This is a genomic window from Streptomyces sp. NPDC012637 (assembly GCF_042954805.1).
GTDB lineage: Bacteria > Actinomycetota > Actinomycetes > Streptomycetales > Streptomycetaceae > Streptomyces.
Window position 1 is genome coordinate 1712908 of record NZ_JBIBDS010000001.1, and the last position, 20704, is coordinate 1733611.

The window sequence follows — 20704 nt, forward strand, 5'->3', positions numbered from 1 at the left end:
GGGCGCCCCGCGGTCGCTACATCGACGTGGCCGCCCGCAGGACCGCGAAGAGCGTGACGGCGGAGTTGGCTGAGGACAGCGCCGACACGGTCGCCCCCGCCGCGGCGCCCCACACGGCGAGGCCCGCCGTCGTGAACGCCGACGGCCACGCGCGGGCCGCCGGGGCGGGTCGCAGCAGCGCCGCCACCCGGCGGGGCACGGGACCGGCCTGGGCGAGGGCGGGCAGGGTGGCGGCGAGCGGGCCCCGGGACATCAGGGCCGCGGTGCCGATGGCGCGCGCCACCGTGCGGCGGCTGCCGACCTCGGCCGCCGCCTCCTCGTCCGCCCACCGCTCGGCCGTGTACGTCACGGCGGTGCGCAGCGGCCGCAGGAACGGGTTCGCGCGGGCCGCCAGGTGCACCACGACCAGATGCCGGTGGTGACGCCCCTTCAGGTGCGCCCGCTCGTGGGCGAAGAGGGCCCGTCGTTCGGCCGGGCCCAGCCCGGCCAGCATCCCGGTGCTGGCCACCACGCGGTCCGGGGTCCGGCCCCGACGGCCGGGCAGGGCGTACGCGTACGGGTCGGGATCGGGCAGCACCGCGACGGACCGCGCCGGAAGTCCGGCGAGGGCGCCGTCCGCCCTCCGGCGTACCCGGACGTGCCGCCAGGCGGCCGACGCGCAGGAGACGAGGACCGCGAGCAGAGCGGGGATGGCCGCCGGGCCCGCGAGCTCGTCGTAGGGGACGGCCGCTCGTACCTCCGGGTCCGACCAGCCGTCCGGCAGCGGGTTACCCGGCAGTTGCGCGGTGCCCACGATCATGAGGAGTCCGAGGCAGAGGGTGCTGCACACGGCGAGGACGCCGGCGACGGCGGCGAGCAGCCGGGTCGCGGTGCGCGGGTGCAGGCGCTGCTCGGCGAGCCGGGCGACCGGCCAGGCGGTGAGCGGAAGGACCAGCGGAAGGAAGACGAAGACTCCCATGACGGTCAGTCTTCCGCCTCGCCCGGGGCCTCCTCCGAGGTGTCGGAGAGGAGTTCGCGCAGCAGCCGCTCGTCGTTCGGCGACAGGGCGGTGACGAAGCTCGCGAGGACCGCCTCGCGGTCGGCCTCGGCGTCGAGGACCTTGCGCATCCGCAGCGCCGCGAGCCCGGCCTCGTCCGCGACGGCGGTCCACACGAAGGAGCGCCCGGCGCGCTCGCGGGCCACGGCGCCCTTGCCGTGCAGCCGGGTGAGAATCGTGATGACGGTGGTGTACGCGAGGTCGCCGGCGAGGCGCTCCTGCACCCAGGCGACGGGTACGGGCCCAGGCGCGCTGCGCAGCATGGCGAGCACCTGGGCCTCCAGCTCGCCCTGCCCGCGCCTGCGCGGGGCGGGATCGGCCCCGCCCTTGTTCCGCTCCACCACGCCGTCGTCCTCCGTGCCGTCTCCGCCCGTCCTGCTCCCCGGGCGGCTGCTCATCGTACGCATCCGCGAGGAGGCCACGGGAACTCCGGCCGCCACCCGTCCGACTCCTTCACCGCACCGGAACGACGGAGCCGAGCACGACGGACCCGAGCACGACCATGCCGAGCACGACGGACCCGACACGGCGGACACGAGCGCGGCGAACGCGAGCGAGAGACAAGGGCAGAGACGGCGGATGGGCGGACTGGACATACGCATGCGCGGAGTCGCCTGCCGGCACGGCCGCAACGAGGCCGTCACCGGTGTCGACCTGGAGATCGCCGCCGGTGAACGGGTCGCGCTGACCGGGACGAACGGTTCCGGGAAGACGACGCTGCTGCGCGCGGTGCTCGGACTGCACGTGCGGACGAGCGGCACGATCGAGGTCGGCGGGCGCGGGGCGCGCTCGGCCGCCGAGTGGGCGTGGCGGCGCCGGGCGTGTGCCTGGATCCCGCAGAAGCCGGCGGCCGGACGGTTTCCGCTGCGCGGTGACGAACTGCTCGGCAGCAGCGGGGCCGCCGAGGAGGCGGCCGGGGCCGCTGAACGGCTCGGGGTCGGCGCGCTGACGGCGAGGCCCGTGGACACCCTGTCCGGCGGGCAGTTGCAGCGCATGTACCTGGCGCGGGCGATCGGCTGTGTGGCGGCCGGCGCGCAGGTGCTGCTCGCCGACGAGCCGACCGCCGCGCTCGACTTCGAGGGCCAGGAGGAGGCGGCGGACGTGCTGACCGCGCTCCCGGTCACGCTCGTGGTCGTGACCCACGACCGGGCGCTCGCCGGGCGCTGCGACCGGGTCCTGGAGATGGCCGCGGGCCGGCTGCGGGAGGTGCGGTGAGCACGCTCGCCACCGCCGATGCGGTGAACACGCTCGCCACGGCCGATCTCGGCGCCCTGCTCCGGCTCGTGCCGGTCCGGCGGGCGGGCGCCGCCCTGCTCCTCGCGGCCGTCGGGCTGCCGGTGATCGGCGTCGTCATCGTCGGCCTCGACATCATGCCGGTGCGCTTCGCGATGATGCACGTGGCGCTGCTGGGCATCGCGGTCGGTCTCCTGACCGGTCTCGACCCGATGCTGTGCGCGCTCGTGGCCTGCGCCCTGTCGGGGGCGGCGGTCGCACCGCTCGCCCGTACGCCGGACGGACTGTCCGGCGCGATGGGCCTGTTGATGAGCCTGGCCGTGGCCGCCGCACTGCTCGTCCTCGCCGTCTCCGGCGTCAACGCCTCAGGCGCCTTCGCGCTGCTGTGGGGCTCGATCCTGTCGGTCGGCACCGCGGACCTCGTGGTCCTGGGCGCCCTCGCCGTCGTCGTGCCGTCGCTGTTCTGGTGGCGGCGCCGTGAGGTGGCGCTGCTGCTGTACGACCGTGAGCTGGCGCAGTGTTCGGGCGTCCCGGTCCGGTTCCTGACCGCCGCGCTCCTCGTGCTCGTGGCGGTGGCGGTGGCCGGGGCGATCAAGCTGACGGGTGCGCTCCTGGTCGACGCCCTGACCCTGCTGCCCGCCCTCGCCGCCCGCCGGCTCGGCCGTTCGCTGTGGTCGATCACCCTGTGGGCGGTCGGCATCGGCGTCGCCGTCAATCTCACGGGTTTCCTGCTGGCCCTGTGGCTGGACTGGCCTCCCGGGCCCGTCCTCGTCCTGACGGCGGGGGCCTTGGTCCTCGTCGCGCACCTCGTCCCCGAACGGAGAAACCGCTCATGGCGCGCACCCGCGTCCGTTTCGCTCCCCTCGTCGCCCTCGCCGCACTGAGCGGGGCGGTCCCGCTGCTCGCCGGGTGCGGGAGCGAGGACTCGCCGGGCCCGGAGAACCCCGGGGCCGGCGGGCACAAGCCGGTGGTGGTCGCGACGACCACCTGGGAGGGCGCCTTCGCGAAGGCCGCGGGGGCCGAGGACGTCACGGTGATCGTGCCGCGTTCGGTGCACCACGCGCCGGACTACGACCCGAAGCCCTCGGACCTCGCCGCGGTCGCGAAGGCCGACTTCGTGCTCTACGCGCCCTTCGAGCCGTACGCCGGGAAGATCAAGGAGGCGGCCGGCTCGAAGGCGAGACTGGTCGAGGTGAACCTCGACAACGACCCGGCCAGGGCCGGCGCCGAAGTCACGCGCCTGGGCGGTCTGTTCGGGACGGAGGACGCCGCCGAGCGGTGGAAGACCCGGCTCGACGGCGAGGTCGCGAAGCTGAACGGAGAGCTGAAGTCCGCCTGGCCCGGCGGCCGGAGCCCGGTCGTCGTGACCCAGGTGTTCACCGCCTGGGCGGCGGACCTCGCGGGCGCCACGACGGTGGGCACGTACGGCCCCGAGCCGGTCACCCCGTCCCGGCTCGCCTCGCTGTCGGCGAAGAAGCCCGCGTACGTCCTCGACAACGCGCACATGTCCACGGGGACGGTGCTGCCGGACTCGGGCGCGCGCCAGGTCGGGATCGCGAACTACCCGGGAGAGGACCTGGACCTGCTGGCCGTGTACCGCGCCGCGGCGGCCGAGCTGAGGAAGGCCATGGACGAAGGCTGACCGGCTTGACCGCCCTGTCCGACCTGACCGGCCTGCCTGGCGGCCTGCCTGGCCTGACCGGCTGACCGGCCGGACCGGCCTCATGCGCCCGCGGACCGGTGCGCGAGGAGGGAGGGAGGACCGCGGTCGCGGTCCTCCCTCCCTCCTGGGCAGACTGCCGGAGCGTGGCCGGCTCAGCTGGTGAAGTAGCCGGCGTCGAGACCGATCCAGCCGGTGAAGCCGCGCTGGTCGAAGATGCGCAGCGAGCCGTCGGTGAGGACCTCCCACCGGACGGTCAGCGAATCCGTGACCCCGGAGCCGGTGATCTGACCGACCATGCCCTGCGTCCGGTTGGGGCGGATGTGCGGCGGGAGGGTGAGGATCGTCTCGCCGTTGGTCCACGCGGCGCCGTTGACGCGGGACAGCCGCAGGTGGATGTCGATGCGGTTGCCGAGCTGGCGGTACTGGGGGATGTAGTTGTCGGAGTTGGGCTTGTAGGTGGCGGTGTCGTAGTCGAGTGCGGTCCACGGGACGTGGTCGCCGGTGCCGTCGGTGGTGCTGGTGATGCCGTAGAGGGCCATCTGGCGCGGTCCTGGTTCCTGGGTGGCGAAGCCGAAGACGAGCTGCGGCCCGTTGGGCGTCTGGCGGACGGTGATGGATTCGGTCTCGCGGTGGGACAGGTCGAGAGCTGTGGTGTTGAAGGTCCGCTCGATGATCTGGCCCGTGGTGATGTCGTAGACGTTCCACCACGAGTTGCCGGGCCGGGGGTTGGTGGCGCTGTAGGCGCCGCCCTCGTTCTGGTAGAGGAGGTCGCCGTAGAGGCACCAGGCCTGGGTGCGGTACCGGGCCGGGAAGGTGTGCAGCGCGGTGAAGGTGCGGTTCTTGAAGGCGGCGAGGTCGTAGACTCGGTATTCCTCGGCGCCGGGTGCCCCGTGGCGCACGCCTATCCGTCCGTGGACGACGTCCACGGACGGGGTGTTGTGGGAGGAGCCCGGGACGGGTTCGAACACCTCGATCAGCGGGCTCCCCGCATCGACGATGGCGTCGGGGGTGAACGCGACGCGGCCGATGCGCTTGCCGTAGGCGAAGCCGCTGGCGACGGGATCCGCGTCGGTCTCCAGCCAGAGCCAGGGACGGCCGTCGACGTGCTCGACGCCGAGGCCGCCGCCGTGGCCGACGCCCCTCACGTACATGACGGCGCGGACGGTGCCGTCGGGCGCGACCTCGTTGACGCACAGGTCGCCGCGGCGACCGCGCTCGCCGTCGGGCAGGATCTCGGTCTCGTCGGCGAGCTTGCGACCGTCGCTGATGAGCTGCGTCACGTAGGCGAGGCCGGTCACCGGGTCGAAGGCGACCTGCTGGTGCACCCTGCCCTGCTTGAGCAGGATCTCCCTGCCGAACAGATCGACGGGCTGGGCGCGCAGGTCGAACCTGTTCTGCGCGTTCAGGGCGGCCGTCGCCCCGCTCTCGGCGGCGACGGCGGCCGCGAGGGGGGCCTGCCGGCCGGCGGCCTGCGCGGTCCCGGCGGGGGCGAGGACCGGAGCCGCGACCATGGCGGTCAGGACGGAGCGGCGAGTCAGCGACATGAGGCGGCCCGTTCCACGGAGTCGAGGAGAACGGTCCGGGTGGCGGCGGTCACCGCGGCCTTCGACGAGCCGCGGCACGGTCTGGGGTCGGAACAACCATTCATGAGCGTGCAGGCCCCCCTTTCAAGATCATCACGTACGGTGCCGCAATCCTTGCACACCACGCGGATCCGGTCAGGCCCCGGCGAGAGCGGTGGTACGGGCCTCCACGACGGTGCGGCGCAGGGCCGCGCGGTCGGGCTTGCCGGCGGCCGTGAGGGGCAGTTCGCGGAGCACCAGGAGGTGCTCGGGGTGCTTGTGGCGGGCGAGGCCGCGCGCGGAGAGGTGGGCACCGAGGTCCGCGAGGTCCGGGGCCCGCTCGCCCTTGGGCACCAGGCAGGCGGCGAGCCGCTCCCCCATCAGCGGGTCCGGGACGCCGACGCAGACGACGTCGCGCACCCGCGGGTGGGAGACGAGCTCGCGCTCGACCTCGGCGGGGCTGATGTTGGCTCCGCCGCGGATCACGATGTCCTTGAGGCGGCCGACGACGTGCAGGACGCCCTCGTCGTCGAGGAATCCGAGGTCGCCGGTCCTCACCCAGCCCTCGGGCGTCCGGTAGCGGGCGTCGAGGTCGGGCGAGGCCACGTAGCAGAGCGGGGTCATCGGCCCGCGGGACACGATCTCGCCGATCCGCCCGTCGGGCAGCGGCTCGTGCGTCGCGGGGTCGGCGATCCGGATCTCGGCGACGCGGGGATCGGGGCGGCCCGCGACGACTCCGGCGCGGTCGGTGGGCGGCACCGTGTGCCGCAGGCCGGTGTGGCAGTTGACGCCGTCGGCCGAGCCGTAGAGGTTGACGACCGGACAGCCGAAGGCCCGGGCCGCCGCCTCGGCGGTCGCCTCGTCGAGGGGCGCGCCGCCGACGACCAGCGCGGTCGGTGCCGGCAGCGGGGCCGCCGGCTGCGACCGCGGGGCCTCCGGGGCTTCGAGTGCCTCCAGCATCATGCGGACCATGGTGGGCACGCCGAGGACGTGCGTCGGGCGGTGTTCCCGTACGGCGGCGAGCGCGGCCCCGGGCGTGAAGTGGTCGAGGAGCACGAGCGTGCCGCCGTGGCGGGCGAGGGTCACCGCCGTGCCGTTCGAGCCGAAGGCGGAGGCGAGCGGCACCAGGAAGAGACAGCGGGGCGGGCTGCCGTCGGGCATGAGGGAGCCGAGGAAGTTCCCGCGCCCGCCGGCCAGGGCGTTGTGCGAGTAGGCGACCATCTTCGGCTCCGCCTCCGACCCGGAGGACACGAGGATGCGTGCCGCGCCGTCGGGATCCGGGCGGGCGGGGACGAAGCCCGTGGGGTCGGTGCGCAGCAGCTCGCGGAAGGGGACCGTGCCGTCGGGCACGAGGGCGTGCGCGGCGGTGTGCGCGGCGGCGGGTCCCGTTCGGGCCGAGGTGCCGCGGCCCGGGGCCGTGGCGATCACGTGGCGCAGGGCCGGCAGTGCGGGTGCGAGGGCCTGCAGGTCGGCGGCCGGCGTCCTGCCGCGGTGTTCCGTGGCGGCGACGACCGCCACGGCCTCCGCGCGCCGCAGCAGGCACTCGGCCTCCACGGCGCCCCGCCCGACCGGGAAGGGCAGGGCGACGGCACCCAGGGCGGCGAGGGCCAGGTCGGTGACGACGGCGTCGCGCGCGTCCGGGAGCTGTACGGCGACCACCTCTCCGGCCCGGACACCGAGCCCGCGCAGGCCTTCGGCGAGGGCGCGGACCTTGCGGTCGAGGGCCGTGTAGCAGAGCTTGCCCCGGGCGTCGAGGACGGCGGTCCGGTGCGGGTCGGCGATGCGTCTGGCCCGGAACAGGCTGTAGAGGTCGAGGTCGGGACAGGCGCCGTCGGCCGCCCAGGAGCGGCGGAGTGCGGCGGGCAGCAGGTCGTTCAGGGCGACGGTCACGCGAAGCTCCAGGGTTCGGGGACGGCGGGGGCGCCGTGCGCGTCCCGGCCGATCGGGCCGGACAGGCGCGGGTCGTGGTGGAGGGCGGACAGGTCGGTGGTGACGGCGGTGGCCGTCAGGCCGTGGGCGCGCAGCTGGTCGAGGGCGTCCTCGCCGCACATCCCGCGCAGGTCGTACGCGGCGGCGGCGCGGGCACAGGCGTCGGTCGGGGCGATCCAGCCGTCGGACGCCCGGAGCGGGTGCCGGAATCCGGCGGGCGGCCGGGGATCGGACCCTGCGGCGGCGCGGCGCAGGGCCGGGGCGAGGAGGGTGTCGGCGGCGCCGAGCAGCGAGGACTCGACGCGTGCGCCGCGCCCGGTGCGCTCGCGCAGGAGGAGGCCGGCGAGGACGGCCTCGGTGCCGTGGAGGCCGCCCAGGACGTCGAGGAGCGTCATGAGGGACGGTACGGGCGGTTCGCCGGCCGGGTGGACGGCCTCGCCCACTCCGGTGCGGGCCTGCGCCATGAAGTCGGTGCCCATGGGCGCGTCGTCGAGCCGGTCGGCCCAGCCTCCCGTGTAGGCGTAGACGAGGGACGGGTTGACGGCGGCCAGGTGCTCTGCGTCGAGTTCGAGGGCGGCGGCCTTCCCGGGAGCCCAGTTGTGCAGGAACACATCGACCTCGGCGGCGAGTTCGCGCAGCCGACGCCGGTCGCTGGCCGACTTGATGTCGAACTCGACCGCCTCTTTGCCCCTGTTGAGTGCGAGCCAGCGCGCGGAGATCCCGTCGCAGGCCGGTGGCATGCCCCGGAGCGGGTCGCCGCCCGGCGGCTCGACCCGGATCACCCGGGCGCCGAGCAGGTTCAACAGGTGGGCGGCAAGCGGTGCCTGGATGCGGCGTCCCGCTTCCAGGACGGTCACCCCGGCGAGGGGAAGGCCGGGCGCGGGCGGCACCCCGAGGGCCGTTCTGCCCGCTCCCAGGGAGCGCAGGTGCCACGGGTCGGCGCCGTCGCCCTCCCGGGCCCGCTCGACGAGCGTGCGCAGGCGGCACACCTCGATCCCGGCGACCGCGGACCCTGCCGTGGCCACGGCGGCCCAGCGGATCTGCTGCCACGTGTGGCGCCGGGTCGCTTCGTGGAGGGCGTCGGGCAAGGGCGCGCAGGCGGTGGCGTACCGGAACTGGAAGGGCCGCCAGCCCGCCCGTACCGCGCCGGCGGGAGCCTCCAGCTCGCGCCAGAACGCGGCCCAGGCGCCGGGGTCGAGGGTCTCCAGCTCGAAGAGGACGCCGTCGGCGGAGGTGAACGGCGGTCCGCCGGGGGCGGGTTCGACGGCCTCGGGTTCGTCGGCGCCGGCGGCGGCGAGGTACTGGGAGACGGCGAGCAGACCGGCGCGGTCGGCCGAGGTGGTCACGCGCGCCGCCCGGGCACCCGTGGACACGGCCGCGCCCGGCGTCGGGCCGCCGCTGCGGGCGGCCGCGGTCGCGCCCCGGGCCTGGCCGACCAGTGCGGCGAGCAGGCCCTGGACCGCGAGGACGCCGGTCGCGGTGGCGAGGTAGTCGACGCCGAGTCCGCGCGGGGCTCCGTGCCGGCGGCCGTGCACCGCCATCACTCCGGTGACGGCCTGCGCGGTGGCCTCGTCCTCGATGCCGGAGCCTTCCGCGCCCCAGGCGGTGGCGGCGGTGACCGGGGCGAAGCCGCCGCCGGTGAGCACGATCTCCCCTGCGCCGGCCGACTCCTCCCCTGTCTCCGGCTCCTGGCCCGGGTCCAGGGCTCCGAGCCGTCGAAGGTGGTCGGCCGCGGTTCCGGTCAGGACCGCGGACCCGGTGACGGCGACGGCGAGTCCGTCCAACGGGCGTGCGCCGCCGGGCGGGTGATGTGCCGTGGTGGTGTGCGTGGTCGCTGGTGACGCCATGCCTCTCCTCGTCTCCTGGCGGCGGCGTGGGCCGGCGCGCGGGGCTGTCACGTCGTGGGAACCGAGGGGCGGATGGGCCCGACCACTTCCACGGGCAGGCAGTCGGACGCGTGTTCTGTCGAGTTCCCGAGATGGAGGCAAACAGTGACGAATCATGACGTACCGGATTCCGGCGCCGACGCGGATGCCGGTCTCCTGCTCCTGCGGAAGCGGGTGGAGGCGTTCGTCCGCGACCGGGTCTTCCCGCACGAGTCCCTGCTCGACTCGGGCGGTCCCGCCGCCGCGGAGCTGAGGACCCGGCTGCGCGCCGAGGCCCGCGATGCGGGCCTGTGGGCCCTGCCGCTGCCGGCCGCACTCGGCGGCGGAGGGCTCCCGTTGAGCGCGTACGGCGCGCTCGCGGAGGCGGAGGGCGCCAGCGACCACGGCCCGGCCGCCCTCGGCTCCGCTCCTCTTCTCGACGTGACCATGCTGTCCCGGCACGGCTCGCCCCGGGTACGGGCGGAGTACCTCACGCGCCTGGTCTCCGGTGAGCTGCGGGCGTGTTATGCGATGACGGAGCCGGACACCCCCGGCACCGAGCCGGCGCTCACCGCCACCCGGGCGGAGCCGCGACGGGGCGGCGGCTGGAGCGTCACCGGCCGCAAGTGGTTCGTGTCGAACGCCGGGGACGCGGATCTGGTGACCGTGCTCGCCCGCTCGAGCGGGGCGCCCGGGGACCGCGACGGGCTGTCGCTCCTCCTCGTGCCCACCGGATCCCCCGGCTTCCGCGTCGTCCGCGAGCTGCCCGTGCTCGGCGCGACCGGCACGTACGAGATCGCGTTCGACCGTGTCGAGGTCGCGGCGGACCAGCTGGTCGGCGAGCCGGGCCGCGCGCTCGCCGTCGCGGGCGAACGTCTCCAACTGGGCCGGACCCTAAGGGCGTTGCGCTGGATCGGCCAGGCGCAGCGGGCCTTCGACCTCATGTGCGGACGCGCCGTCGCACGCCGGGGTGCCCGGGGCCCGCTCGCCGACCGGCAGCTCGTCCGACAGCACGTGTTCGAGGCGCTGTTGGCACTGCGCACGGCCCGCCCCCTCGTGTACGAGGCGATGGCCCTGGTCGCGGCGGGCCGCGAGGCCCGTGTGGAGGTGGGCCTGGCGAAGACGGCGGCGGCGCGCACGCTCCAGGACGTCGCGGACCGTGCCGTCCAGGTCTTCGGCGCGGCCGGACTCGGCCCGGACACTCCGCTTCCCGCCCTGTTCCGGACCGGGCGGACGGCCCGGATCCTCGACGGCCCGGACGAGCAGCACGTCTCCTCCGTCGCCCGGCGCGTGCTGCGGAGCCACGGGGCGCCGTCGGTCACACCCGCCTGAGGTCGACCCGGCCGAGGAGCGCGGCCAGGCCGAGGGCCAGGAAGTAGTCGCCCCAGACGAGTTCGTGCCGGACGGCCGTGCCGCCGTGCGGGTCGTAGCAGCCGTCGAGCAGCATCCCGGCCGGGAGGGAGCCGACGGGCCGGGTGAGGTGGGCGTGCGACGCGAGGCGGCGGAGGACGGCCTCCGCGCGGACGGCGCACACCGAGGCCCACGCGGCACCGGGAACCTGCGCCAGCTTCAGCAGCGCGACGGCGGTGATGGCGGCGGCGGAGGTGTCCGACGGGCCGTCGGGTCGGTGGGCCTCGGCGGGCGGGACGAGCGGGCCGGTGAGGAACGCGCAGCTCTGGAGGAGGAGTTCGGCGGCGACGGTCAGCCGGCCGACGCGCCAGGTGGCGTGGTCGCCGGGGGAGGCGCTCTTCAACGCGTCCGCCACGGCCAGGAGCAGCCATGCCTCGCCCCGGGTCCAGCCGGGCGCCGGTTCCGCCTCCGCCCTCCAGCCGCCCGCCGCGTCCCGACGCCATGCCGGAACGGGGCGCCGGGCGGCCGTACGAGGGAGGCACAGGTCCAGATGGCGATGCAGATGCGCGGCCGCCGCCTCCCGTCCTTCGAGTCCGGCGGCCGCCAGGAGCGGTACGAGGCCGGGGACGCCGTCCGCACGCGCCCGCAGCCGCACTCCGTCGAACGCGGAACCCCACGGCACCAGCCCGAGCACCGGATCGAACCCGGCGAGGACCGCCTCCGCCGCCCGCTCACGCATCCCGCCCACGGCCGCGACCTCGGCGCGCCGGCGGTCGTGCTCGTCCCCGTACCCGTCCCCGTCCTTGCCGCCGCCGGCGCTGCAGCCGCTGCCGACGGCGGTGACGTCTGGGGCGGCGGTGACGTCTGGGGCGGTGGCCTCGGCGGCGGTGGCGGCCGCCTCGGCCGCCTGGTCATGCTCCGGGGCCTCGCCCACCCTCGTGGCCGCACCCTGCCCCGTATCCGCCTCCTCGCCTTCGTCGGCGAGGGCGGTGCCGTACCAGAGGATGAGGCCGCGGGTGGCGGTGTCCGCCTCGATCCACGGGGCGAGCCGGGCCGTGGCGGCGGTCGCGCGGGCGCGGTCGGCGCCGCTGCCGGTGTGCAGTGCCCGCAGCCGGAGGAGTCCCGCCCAGAAGCCGCCGGTCCACGAGCCCCGGCCGGTGGTGGTCCACCGGCCGTCCGCCGGGTCCGCGTACAGCGGGAAGCGGTCGCCCACCTGCTCGGCGGTCTCCGCGACGCGCCCGAACAGCAGCCCGAGGGCCTCCTCGGCCCAGCCGGTGCCGGGGTGCTCGTTGGTCATGCCGCCGGACCCCGTCCCGTACGGCGGTCCCGTAGCGCCCAGACGAGCGCGACGGCCCCCGCGACGGCGAACTCCACCGCGACCAGGAGCCAGCCCTGGCCGTACCGCGCGCGCTCCGCGAGCAGTCCGAACAGCGGCGGCCCGACGGCGAATCCGGCGAAGAACCCCGCGGCGACGAGCGCCGAGTCCTGCCCCGCCCGGCCGGGCGCGGAACGCTGCATCACCAGCACCATCGAGACCGCGTTCCCCGACACGGCGAACACGCCGACCGCCACGGCGGCCGGCCACACCAGCGGTTCGACGCGGACCGCGGCGGCGAGGAGCACGGCCGCGAGGACCGCGCCGCCCGCGAGACCGCCGGGCAGCCAGGGCGCGCGGCCTGGATTCGCCGCCCGGGCCCAGCCGACGCGGCCGCCGATCCCGGCGAGGCCGAGGACGGCGACCAGGATGCCCGCCACCGTGGGCCCCAAGCCGAGGCGTTGGGCGCCGAAGAGCGCGAGGTAGGTGTTGACGGACGCGATGCCGGCGCCGAGGAAGAGCGAGAAGGCCGCGAGCCAGGGCACGGGACTGCCGGAGACGGCAGCCGGGGACACGGTCGGAGAGGGGGCCGGAGGCGCGGCGGGAACCGTCCGCCGAGCCGGGTCGGCGGACGGGATCGGCCCCGCCTTCGGCGGCGATCCCGCCTCGGGCCCCGGCCCCGGCACCGAGTCCGGCACTGGGCCGGGCGCGAGCACCGGCACTGGGCCGGGCGCGAGCACTGGCACCGAGTCCGGCACTGGGCCGGGCACCGGCACCGGCGGCGTCACCGTGCCTGCCCCGGCTGCCGGCCCGGCCGTCGTCCTCACCACCGGCGGCGACGGCTGCGACGGCTGCGACGGCGACGGACGCGTCGCGTCAGGCGGCAGGGCGCGCCAGGCCCAGACGGCGGCGAGAAGGGCCGCGGCGGCGGCCAGCCAGACCGCGCCGCGCCAGCCGACGAGGCCGGCGGCCGCCGCGAGCGGCAGGCCGGCGGCGAAGGCGCCCAGTTGGACCCCGGACTGCTTGGTGCCGGTCACGGTGCCCCGCCTCGGCGCCGGTACCGCGGCCAGGATCGCCTTGTTCGTGGCCGGGTTGGCGAGCGCCTGGGGCAGGCCACCGAGCGCGACCGCAGCGAGGAGCAGGCCGGGGCCCGGCGCCGCGCCGATCAGGCCGAGTGCCAGGGCCGAGACGGCGAGCAGCACCACGAGCGCACGGCGGGGGCCGGTCCGGTCCACGACCCGGCCGCCCACGGGCGAGAGCACGGCGGCCGTGCCGAAGCCCACGGTCGTGGTCAGCCCCAGCAGGGTTTCCGAGACGCCGAGCCGTTCGACGAGCCGGGGACCGAGGGCGCCGATCAGGAAGAGCTGCATCATCGAGAACGCCATCGCCGTCGTCAGCAGCGCGGTCAGCCCGCGCCCCGCCGACGCGGCCGCCGTCGTGGCCGCCGTCGCAGCCGTCGGCTCCCTGGTGCCCGCTTCCGCGTTCGTCACGTGTGGCTCCTCCTCCCGTACGACGGCTCCCGTACCGCGACTCCGTGCCACGGCTCTTGTGCAATCCCGTACGACGGCCCGGCCGCCCGTCGTCGCCGTCGAGAAGTCGTCCCGGACGCGCCGCGGGTTCCCGAGGCGCTCTTGTGGGGCGGGCCACAGTGGCGTACTCATTGGCCGACAGGTCGAGGGGGCGGCCTCCATGCGGCCGTTCCCGCCCTCATGCCTCCGAGGAGGGGTGCAAGGATGGGCGCGCCATGACAGCAGGCCGATGTTCGCGAGGGGCGCGGGCCGCGACGTTCGCGGCCGTCTGCGTGCTGCTCGCGGCCACCGGCCACATCCTCATGTCCGGCCGGTCCGTGCCGGTCGGGACGCTGTCCCTCGCGCTGGCCGGAACCGTGGCCGTCGCGTGGTTACTTGCGGAGCGCGAGCGCGGTCTGTTCGCGGTCACGGCGGCCACGGTGACGGTGCAGAGCGCGCTGCACGCGGTGTTCACCTGGTCCGCGTCACCGGCCCCCGTCACCACGACGGATGACCCCCACATGGACCACTCGGCCCACGTGGGGCACCTGATGACCAGTCACGCGGACTTGCCGGGAGAAGTGTTGACTGCCTTGGCAGCCCCCGGCTCCACGGGCTCCACGGCGCACGACATGACAGACATCTCCTCGACCATCGGCATGCTGTCGGCACATCTTCTGGCCGCGCTGCTGAGCGGCCTGTGGCTGGCGTACGGAGAGCGCGCCGTCTTCCGTCTGGCTCGGTCCCTGCCCCTGCGGCTCTTCCGGCCCCTGCGCCTCCTGCTCGCCGCGGTCGTGCCCGTCACGGCAACCCGCCCGCGTCTACGCCCCGTTCGCGCCGCCCGCGAACCCGCCCCACAGCAGCTCCACCTCGCCCATTCCCTCATCACCCGAGGTCCTCCAGAGGCACTCGCTGTCCTTTGACAGCCGGCTCCTCATCACCGGCGCCCGCCGTTCGCGTGCCGCCGGATTCCCTTTGCCTCGTAAGGACTTGTGGTGATGACTGCTGCCCACGACACCCTCAACCGGCGCCAGGGGCCGCCCCGGCCGACCCGCTCCGCGCACGCACCGGACGCCGCCGCCGACGCGGCGACGACGCTGCTCGCGCTCGCGGCACGGGACGGCGACCCGGCCAAGGCCGATCTCTTCGTCCGTGCCCTGCACCGCGACGTCTGGCGGTACGTGGCCTACCTCAGCGCGGACCGCCAGGCGGCGGACGACCTGACACAGGAGGTGTTCCTCCGTGCGCTGGCCGCGCTGCCGCGCTTCCAGGGGCGTTCCTCGGCGCGCACCTGGCTGCTGTCGATAGCCCGCCGCACGGTCGTCGACAGCCTGCGGCACGCCGCCGCGCGGCCCCGGCTGTCCGATCGCGACGACTGGCAGGCGGAGGCCGAACACACCCAGCCGCGCGGGCTTCCCGGTTTCGAGGACGGCGTCGCGCTCGCCGAACTCCTGGCCGCGATCCCGGCCGAGCGGAAGGACGCCTTCGTCCTCACCCAGCTCCTGGGTCTGCCGTACGCCGAGGCCGCCGAGGCCATGGGCTGCCCGGTGGGGACGGTCCGCTCGCGCGTGGCGCGGGCCCGCGCCGCGCTGGTCGCCCTGGTCCGCGGAGACGACGAGCCCTCGGAGCCGGGGCCGGGGACGGGGACGGGGAGGGAGCCGCGGACGGGGACGCAATCGCAGTCGCGGTCGCAGCAGGCCTCGGGCGACCGCCCGCCCGCCCGCAGACGGTTCACCCGGGCGCCCGCCCTCGCCTGACCCTGGCCCTGGCCCTGACCCAGGCCCAGGCCCAGGCCCTGGTGCTCGCGAGCCCGGCCGGGCGCCCGGGAACCCGGGGGCCCGGCCGGCCGACTCATCGGGGGACGTGTTCGTGTTCCGGCGACGGGAGAGGCGGCCGATGGAGAGTCCTGGAGCGTCCACGGCGGAGCGGGTCAGGGCCCGGGTCCGCATCCGGCGGGTCTCGGTCCCGCCGCCCGTCGCCGTCGGCGGTTTCCTCCTGCTGCTCGCCGCGGTCTTCTTCGGGTCGTATGCCTTGGGTGCGGCCGTGGGGCCGGTCGGCGCCCCCACTGGCTCCCGCTCCACGCCCGCGCCCCCGCCCACACCCGAGCCGGCACACGACCCGGGCGCCCCGCACCACGGCACCCACAGGTGACGGGGCCGGTCACCGATCGCCGGGCAGCAGCGCGCGTCACCGGGCGCCGCCCGCGCTGTGGCGATAGTCTCGCCAGCCCCGGATCGGAGCACACCGTGTCCCTTCTCCTCTTCCCCCGCACCCTCTTCCCCCGCACCCTCTCCTCCCGTCTCCTCGCCTCCTCCCCTTTCCTCTCCTCCCGCCGCACCAGGCCGGCCGCCCATGGGTGACCTCCTGCTGGTCCGTCACGGCGCGACGGAGTGGAGCGCCGCGGGGCGGCACACCGGGCGTACCGATCTGCCGCTCACCCCGGAGGGCGAGGCCGAGGCCCGCGTCCTCGCGCCGTACTTCGCCGGGCGCTCCTTCGCGTTCGTCCTGACCAGTCCGCTGCGCCGGGCCCGGCGGACGGCGGAGCTGGCCGGGCTGCGCGGTGCGGTGGCCGACGAGGACCTGTGCGAGTGGGACTACGGCGGCTACGAGGGGCTGACCACGGCCCGGATCCAGGAGGACCGGCCGGACTGGTCGCTGTGGCGCGACGGGGTTGCACCGCATCCGGACGGGCGGCCGGGCGAATCGGCCGAGGACGTGGGGCGCCGGGCGGACCGGGTGCTCGCACGCCTCGCGGGTCCGCTGTCCATGTCCGCCGAGGACGGCGTCGTGGTCGCTCACGCTCATCTGCTGCGCGTGCTCACCGCCCGCTACCTCGGTCTCCCGGCGTCCGAGGGACGTCTGTTCCTGCTGACCACGGCGACGCTCGGGCGGCTGTCGAGGGAGCACGGACTGCCCGTCATCGCCGGCTGGAACCAGCGGCCCCTCCCCCGGACCGGCGCCCCCGCATAAGCAGGTCCGGCGCCCCCGCACGAGGCGGCCGGGACGCACCCGACGGGCGTTCCGGGGGGTTTGCCGGCGGCTCCTCCGGGCCTGTGCGCAGCCTGTCCGCGGCTCGTCCGGCGCCCTCGGCGCAGGCCGTCCGCAGCCCGTCCGGAGCCCGTCCCGACGCCGAGCACGGACGGCACTCCGGATCAAGGCCAACCCGAAGAGGTCAAGGTCACAGCTGATCACACTGCTGAGACTTTAGGGCCCTGGCCTAGCATCCGGGCATGACTGTGCTGCCTGACGACGGCCTCTCCCTGGCCGCCGAGTTCCCCGCAGCGACCCATGCGCAGTGGCAGCGCCTCGTGGCGGGCGTACTGAGCAGGTCGGGCAAGGACGTTCCCGAGACCGAGGCCGAGGACGCGCTCTCCACCGCGCTGGAGGACGGCCTGCGGGCCCGGCCGCTGTACACGGCCGCCGACGGCGTGCCGGACGCCGGCCTGCCCGGATTCGCCCCGTTCGTGCGCGCCGGCCGCGCCGAGGGCAACACCGCGGGCGGCTGGGACGTGCGCCAGCGTCACCGTACGGCGGACTCCGAGGCGGTCCTGACGGACCTGGAGAACGGCGTCACGTCGCTGTGGCTGGCCGTCGGTCCCGACGGCGTCCCCGTCGAGGAGCTCGACCGGGTCCTGCGTGACGTGTACCTGGACCTGGCCCCGATCGTCCTGGAGGCCGGGGCGGAGACCGCCGCCGCGGCCGGCGAGCTGCTCTCGCTGTACGAGCGGCGCGGTGTCGCTCCCGAGGCGGCCCGCGGCAACCTCGGCGCCGATCCGCTCGGCACCGAGGCGCGCACGGGCGTGGCCTACGACGGCGACGGCTTCGCCGCCACGGTGGCGCTCGCGCGGCTGTGCGCGGAGTCGTACCCGGGTGTGCGGGCCCTGACCGTGGACGCCCTGCCGTACCACGAGGCCGGAGGCTCGGCCGCGCAGGAGCTCGGCTGCTCGCTCGCCACCGGTGTGGCCTATCTGCGGGCGCTCACCGGCGGCGGTCTGAGCGTCGAACAGGCCCTGGGTCAGCTGGAGTTCCGTTACGCGGCCACGGCCGACCAGTTCCTGACGATCGCCAAGCTGCGTGCCGCGCGCCGCCTGTGGGCGCGGGTCGCGGAGGCCTGCGGGGCGCCCGCGGCCGGGGCGCAGCTCCAGCACGCGGTCACCTCGTCGGTGATGATGACGGCCCGCGACCCGTGGGTGAACATGCTGCGGACGACGGTCGCGACCCTCGCGGCCGGTGTGGGCGGCGCCGAGTCGGTGACCGTGCAGCCCTTCGACCACGCGCTCGGCCTGCCGGACGCGTTCGCGCGTCGGATCGCCCGGAACACCTCGACGATCCTCGTCGAGGAGTCGCACCTCGCGCGGGTCATCGACCCGGCCGGCGGTTCCTGGTACGTGGAGTCCCTCACCGACGAACTCGCCCAGGCCGGCTGGGAGTTCTTCCAGGAGATCGAGCGGTCCGGTGGCCAGGCCGCCGCGCTGCGCTCGGGTCTGGTCGGGGACCGGCTCGCGGCGACCTGGGCGGAGCGTTCGAAGGCGCTGGCCAAGCGCCGCGAACCGATCACCGGCGTCAGCGAGTTCCCGTTCCTCGCGGAGAAGCCGGTGGAGCGCGAGCCCGCGCCCGCCGGTCCCGTCGGCGGTCTGCCGCGGGTCCGCCGCGACGAGGCCTTCGAGGCGCTGCGCGCCCGCTCCGACGCCCATCTGGCGGCGACCGGCGCACGGCCGCGCGTCTACCTGGCCGCGCTCGGCCCGGCCGCCGCGCACACGGCACGGCTCACCTTCGCCGCCAACCTCTTCCAGGCCGGCGGCATCGAGCCGGTCACCGACGGCTCCTTCGCGGACAGCGGCGCCACCGAGGTCTGCCTCTGCTCCAGCGACGCGCTGTACGAGGAGCGGGCCGCGGCCGAGGCGGCGGAGTTCCGCGCCGCCGGGGCCCGGCACGTCGCGCTCGCCGGACGCCCCGCGGCGTTCGCGGACGCCGACTCGTACGTCTTCGCGGGGTGCGACGCGATCGCCGTGCTCTCCGCCACCCTCGACCGCATGGGAGTGTCCTGATGGGAATCCCCGACTTCACCGGGATCGACCTCGGATCCCCCGCGCCGGCCGGCAGTGCCGACGAGTGGCGCGCCGCCGTCAAGCGTGCCTCCGGCGGCGACGACCTGCTGTGGGAGACGCCGGAGGGCATCGCGGTCAAGCCGCTGTACACCGGCCGTGACCTGGAGGACGTCGACTTCCTCGGGACGTACCCGGGTGTGACGCCGTATCTGCGCGGTCCCTACCCGACGATGTACGTCAACCAGCCGTGGACCATCCGCCAGTACGCGGGCTTCTCGACCGCCGAGGAGTCGAACGCCTTCTACCGGCGGAACCTGGCGGCCGGCCAGAAGGGCCTGTCGGTGGCCTTCGACCTGCCGACGCACCGCGGTTACGACAGCGACCACCCGCGCGTCACCGGCGACGTCGGCATGGCGGGCGTGGCGATCGACTCGATCTACGACATGCGGCAGCTGTTCGACGGGATCCCGCTGGACAAGATGTCGGTGTCGATGACGATGAACGGTGCCGTCCTGCCCGTTCTCGCCCTCTACATCGTGGCGGCGGAGGAGCAGGGTGTCTCCCCCGACAAGCTCGCGGGGACCATCCAGAACGACATCCTCAAGGAGTTCATGGTCCGCAACACCTACATCTACCCGCCGAAGCCGTCGATGCGGATCATCTCCGACATCTTCGCCTTCACCTCGCGGAACATGCCGCGCTACAACTCCATCTCGATCTCCGGCTACCACATCCAGGAGGCCGGTGCGACGGCCGACCTGGAGCTCGCGTACACGCTGGCGGACGGTGTCGAGTACATCCGCGCCGGCCGCGAGGCCGGTCTGGACGTGGACGCGTTCGCGCCGCGGCTGTCGTTCTTCTGGGCGATCGGCATGAACTTCTTCATGGAGGTGGCCAAGCTGCGCGCGGCCCGCCTCCTCTGGGCCAAGCTGGTCAAGGAGTTCGATCCGAAGAACGCGAAGTCCCTTTCGCTGCGCACCCATTCGCAGACCTCCGGCTGGTCGCTGACCGCGCAGGACGTCTTCAACAACGTCACCCGGACGTGCGTCGAGGCGATGGCGGCGACGCAGGGCCACACCCAGTCGCTGCACACCAACGCGCTCGACGAGGCGCTGGCGCTGCCGACCGACTTCTCGGCCCGCATCGCCCGCAACACCCAGCTGATGATCCAGCAGGAGTCGGGCACCACCCGGGTCATCGACCCGTGGGGCGGCAGCGCGTACGTGGAGCGGCTGACCTACGACCTGGCGCGCCGGGCGTGGCAGCACATCCAGGAGGTCGAGGCGGCCGGCGGCATGGCGCAGGCCATCGACGCGGGCATCCCGAAGCTGCGCGTCGAGGAGGCCGCGGCGCGTACGCAGGCGCGGATCGACTCGGGCCGTCAGCCGGTGATCGGCGTCAACAAGTACCGGGTCGACGGCGACGAGCAGATCGAGGTCCTCAAGGTCGACAACTCGTCCGTGCGGGCCCAGCAGATCGAGAAGCTGCGCCGGCTGCGCGCCGAGCGCGACGAGCGGGCCTGCCAGGACGCGCTCGACGACCTCACGCGGGCGGCGGGCGGCGAGGGCAACCTCCTCGAGCTGGCCGTGCGCGCGGCCCGCGCGAAGGCGACCGTCGGCGAGATCTCGGACGCCCTCGAGAAGGTGTACGGGCGGCACGCGGGCCAGATCCGTACGATCTCCGGCGTGTACCGCAACGAGGCAGGACAGTCGCCGTCCGTGGACGGCACCCGCGCGCTGGTGGACTCCTTCGAGGAGGCCGAGGGCCGGCGGCCGCGCATCCTGGTGGCCAAGATGGGCCAGGACGGGCACGACCGCGGCCAGAAGGTGATCGCGACCGCGTTCGCCGACCTGGGCTTCGACGTCGACGTCGGCCCGCTGTTCCAGACCCCGGCCGAGGTGGCCCGGCAGGCCGTGGAGGCGGACGTGCACATCGTGGGCGTCTCGTCGCTCGCGGCCGGTCACCTCACGCTCGTCCCGGCGCTGCGGGAGGAGCTGGCCGCGGAGGGCCGCGAGGACATCATGATCGTGGTCGGCGGGGTCATCCCGCCCCAGGACGTGCCGACGCTCCTGGAGATGGGCGCCGCCGCGGTGTTCCCGCCCGGCACGGTGATCCCGGACGCGGCGGCGGACCTGGTGCGCCGGCTCTCCGCCGGTCTGGGGCACGGGGCGGCCGGCGCGGAGGACGGCCAGTAG

General features: G+C 75.2%; 17 protein-coding genes. 10 read left to right on the forward strand and 7 right to left on the reverse strand.

The features are described from left to right. Positions 1-16: 16 nt before the first annotated feature. Both ACFY8W_RS07650 and ACFY8W_RS07655 read right to left on the reverse strand, forming a co-directional pair. Positions 17-958 (reverse strand): M48 family metalloprotease, encoded by a 942-nt coding sequence (locus ACFY8W_RS07650; protein WP_391101439.1) that lies wholly within the window; start codon positions 956-958, stop codon positions 17-19. Positions 959-963: 5 nt separating this feature from the next. Next, positions 964-1434 (reverse strand): BlaI/MecI/CopY family transcriptional regulator, encoded by a 471-nt coding sequence (locus ACFY8W_RS07655; protein WP_391101442.1) that lies wholly within the window; start codon positions 1432-1434, stop codon positions 964-966. A gap of 181 nt (positions 1435-1615) precedes the next feature. Here ACFY8W_RS07655 and ACFY8W_RS07660 point away from each other — a divergent pair, with 181 nt between their 5' ends. The 3 genes from ACFY8W_RS07660 to ACFY8W_RS07670 are packed head-to-tail and all read left to right on the forward strand — an operon-like array spanning position 1616 to position 3911. Continuing rightward, entirely contained in the window at positions 1616-2251 is a 636-nt protein-coding gene (locus ACFY8W_RS07660) for an ATP-binding cassette domain-containing protein (protein ID WP_391101445.1), read from the forward strand. 23 nt (positions 2252-2274) lie between these two features. Continuing rightward, positions 2275-3153: a metal ABC transporter permease gene (locus ACFY8W_RS07665; protein ID WP_391101793.1), complete on the forward strand. Its 879-nt coding sequence runs from the start codon at positions 2275-2277 to the stop codon at positions 3151-3153. Beyond that, positions 3102-3911: a metal ABC transporter solute-binding protein, Zn/Mn family gene (locus ACFY8W_RS07670; protein ID WP_391101447.1), complete on the forward strand. Its 810-nt coding sequence runs from the start codon at positions 3102-3104 to the stop codon at positions 3909-3911. The genes ACFY8W_RS07665 and ACFY8W_RS07670 overlap by 52 nt, the downstream gene beginning before the upstream one ends. Before the next feature lie 173 nt (positions 3912-4084). Here ACFY8W_RS07670 and ACFY8W_RS07675 read toward each other — a convergent pair whose 3' ends face one another. From ACFY8W_RS07675 to ACFY8W_RS07685, 3 genes are all read right to left on the reverse strand, one after another. Next, positions 4085-5476 carry a signaling protein gene (locus ACFY8W_RS07675; protein ID WP_391101449.1) on the reverse strand — a complete coding sequence of 464 codons (1392 nt, stop codon included), beginning with the start codon at positions 5474-5476 and terminating at the stop codon, positions 4085-4087. Positions 5477-5650: 174 nt separating this feature from the next. Further along, positions 5651-7384: an AMP-binding protein gene (locus tag ACFY8W_RS07680; protein WP_391101451.1), complete on the reverse strand. Its 1734-nt coding sequence runs from the start codon at positions 7382-7384 to the stop codon at positions 5651-5653. Then, positions 7381-9270: a CoA transferase gene (locus ACFY8W_RS07685; protein WP_391101454.1), complete on the reverse strand. Its 1890-nt coding sequence runs from the start codon at positions 9268-9270 to the stop codon at positions 7381-7383. The genes ACFY8W_RS07680 and ACFY8W_RS07685 overlap by 4 nt, the downstream gene beginning before the upstream one ends. Positions 9271-9414: 144 nt before the next feature. On the opposite strand from ACFY8W_RS07685, the gene ACFY8W_RS07690 reads away from it, so the two are divergent. Then, on the forward strand, positions 9415-10620 hold the full coding sequence (locus ACFY8W_RS07690; protein ID WP_391101457.1) for an acyl-CoA dehydrogenase family protein: 1206 nt from the start codon (positions 9415-9417) through the stop codon (positions 10618-10620). Here the strand turns inward: ACFY8W_RS07690 and ACFY8W_RS07695 are convergent. Next, complete coding sequence (locus ACFY8W_RS07695; RefSeq protein WP_391101459.1) at positions 10607-11935, reverse strand: sugar ABC transporter permease; 1329 nt, start codon at positions 11933-11935, stop codon at positions 10607-10609. The two genes, ACFY8W_RS07690 and ACFY8W_RS07695, sit on opposite strands and share 14 nt — an antisense overlap. After that, positions 11932-13338, reverse strand: coding sequence for an MFS transporter (locus ACFY8W_RS07700; RefSeq protein ID WP_391101796.1), 1407 nt, complete (start codon positions 13336-13338; stop codon positions 11932-11934). The genes ACFY8W_RS07695 and ACFY8W_RS07700 overlap by 4 nt, the downstream gene beginning before the upstream one ends. 359 nt (positions 13339-13697) lie before the next feature. Between ACFY8W_RS07700 and ACFY8W_RS07705 the strand changes: the two genes are divergently transcribed. From ACFY8W_RS07705 to scpA, 6 genes are all read left to right on the forward strand, one after another. Next, entirely contained in the window at positions 13698-14384 is a 687-nt protein-coding gene (locus ACFY8W_RS07705; protein ID WP_391101461.1) for a hypothetical protein, read from the forward strand. A 75-nt stretch (positions 14385-14459) separates the two neighbouring features. Then, positions 14460-15218 carry a sigma-70 family RNA polymerase sigma factor gene (locus ACFY8W_RS07710; RefSeq protein WP_391101463.1) on the forward strand — a complete coding sequence of 253 codons (759 nt, stop codon included), beginning with the start codon at positions 14460-14462 and terminating at the stop codon, positions 15216-15218. 139 nt (positions 15219-15357) lie between these two features. Then, positions 15358-15612, forward strand: coding sequence for a hypothetical protein (locus ACFY8W_RS07715; RefSeq protein WP_391101466.1), 255 nt, complete (start codon positions 15358-15360; stop codon positions 15610-15612). Positions 15613-15813: 201 nt separating this feature from the next. Then, positions 15814-16431 (forward strand): histidine phosphatase family protein, encoded by a 618-nt coding sequence (locus ACFY8W_RS07720; RefSeq protein ID WP_391101468.1) that lies wholly within the window; start codon positions 15814-15816, stop codon positions 16429-16431. Between the two features lie 260 nt (positions 16432-16691). Then, complete coding sequence (locus ACFY8W_RS07725) at positions 16692-18509, forward strand: methylmalonyl-CoA mutase family protein (protein ID WP_391101470.1); 1818 nt, start codon at positions 16692-16694, stop codon at positions 18507-18509. After that, a complete protein-coding gene (gene scpA / locus ACFY8W_RS07730; protein WP_391101472.1) occupies positions 18509-20704 on the forward strand; it encodes a methylmalonyl-CoA mutase in 2196 nt (731 codons plus the stop codon). The genes ACFY8W_RS07725 and scpA overlap by 1 nt, the downstream gene beginning before the upstream one ends.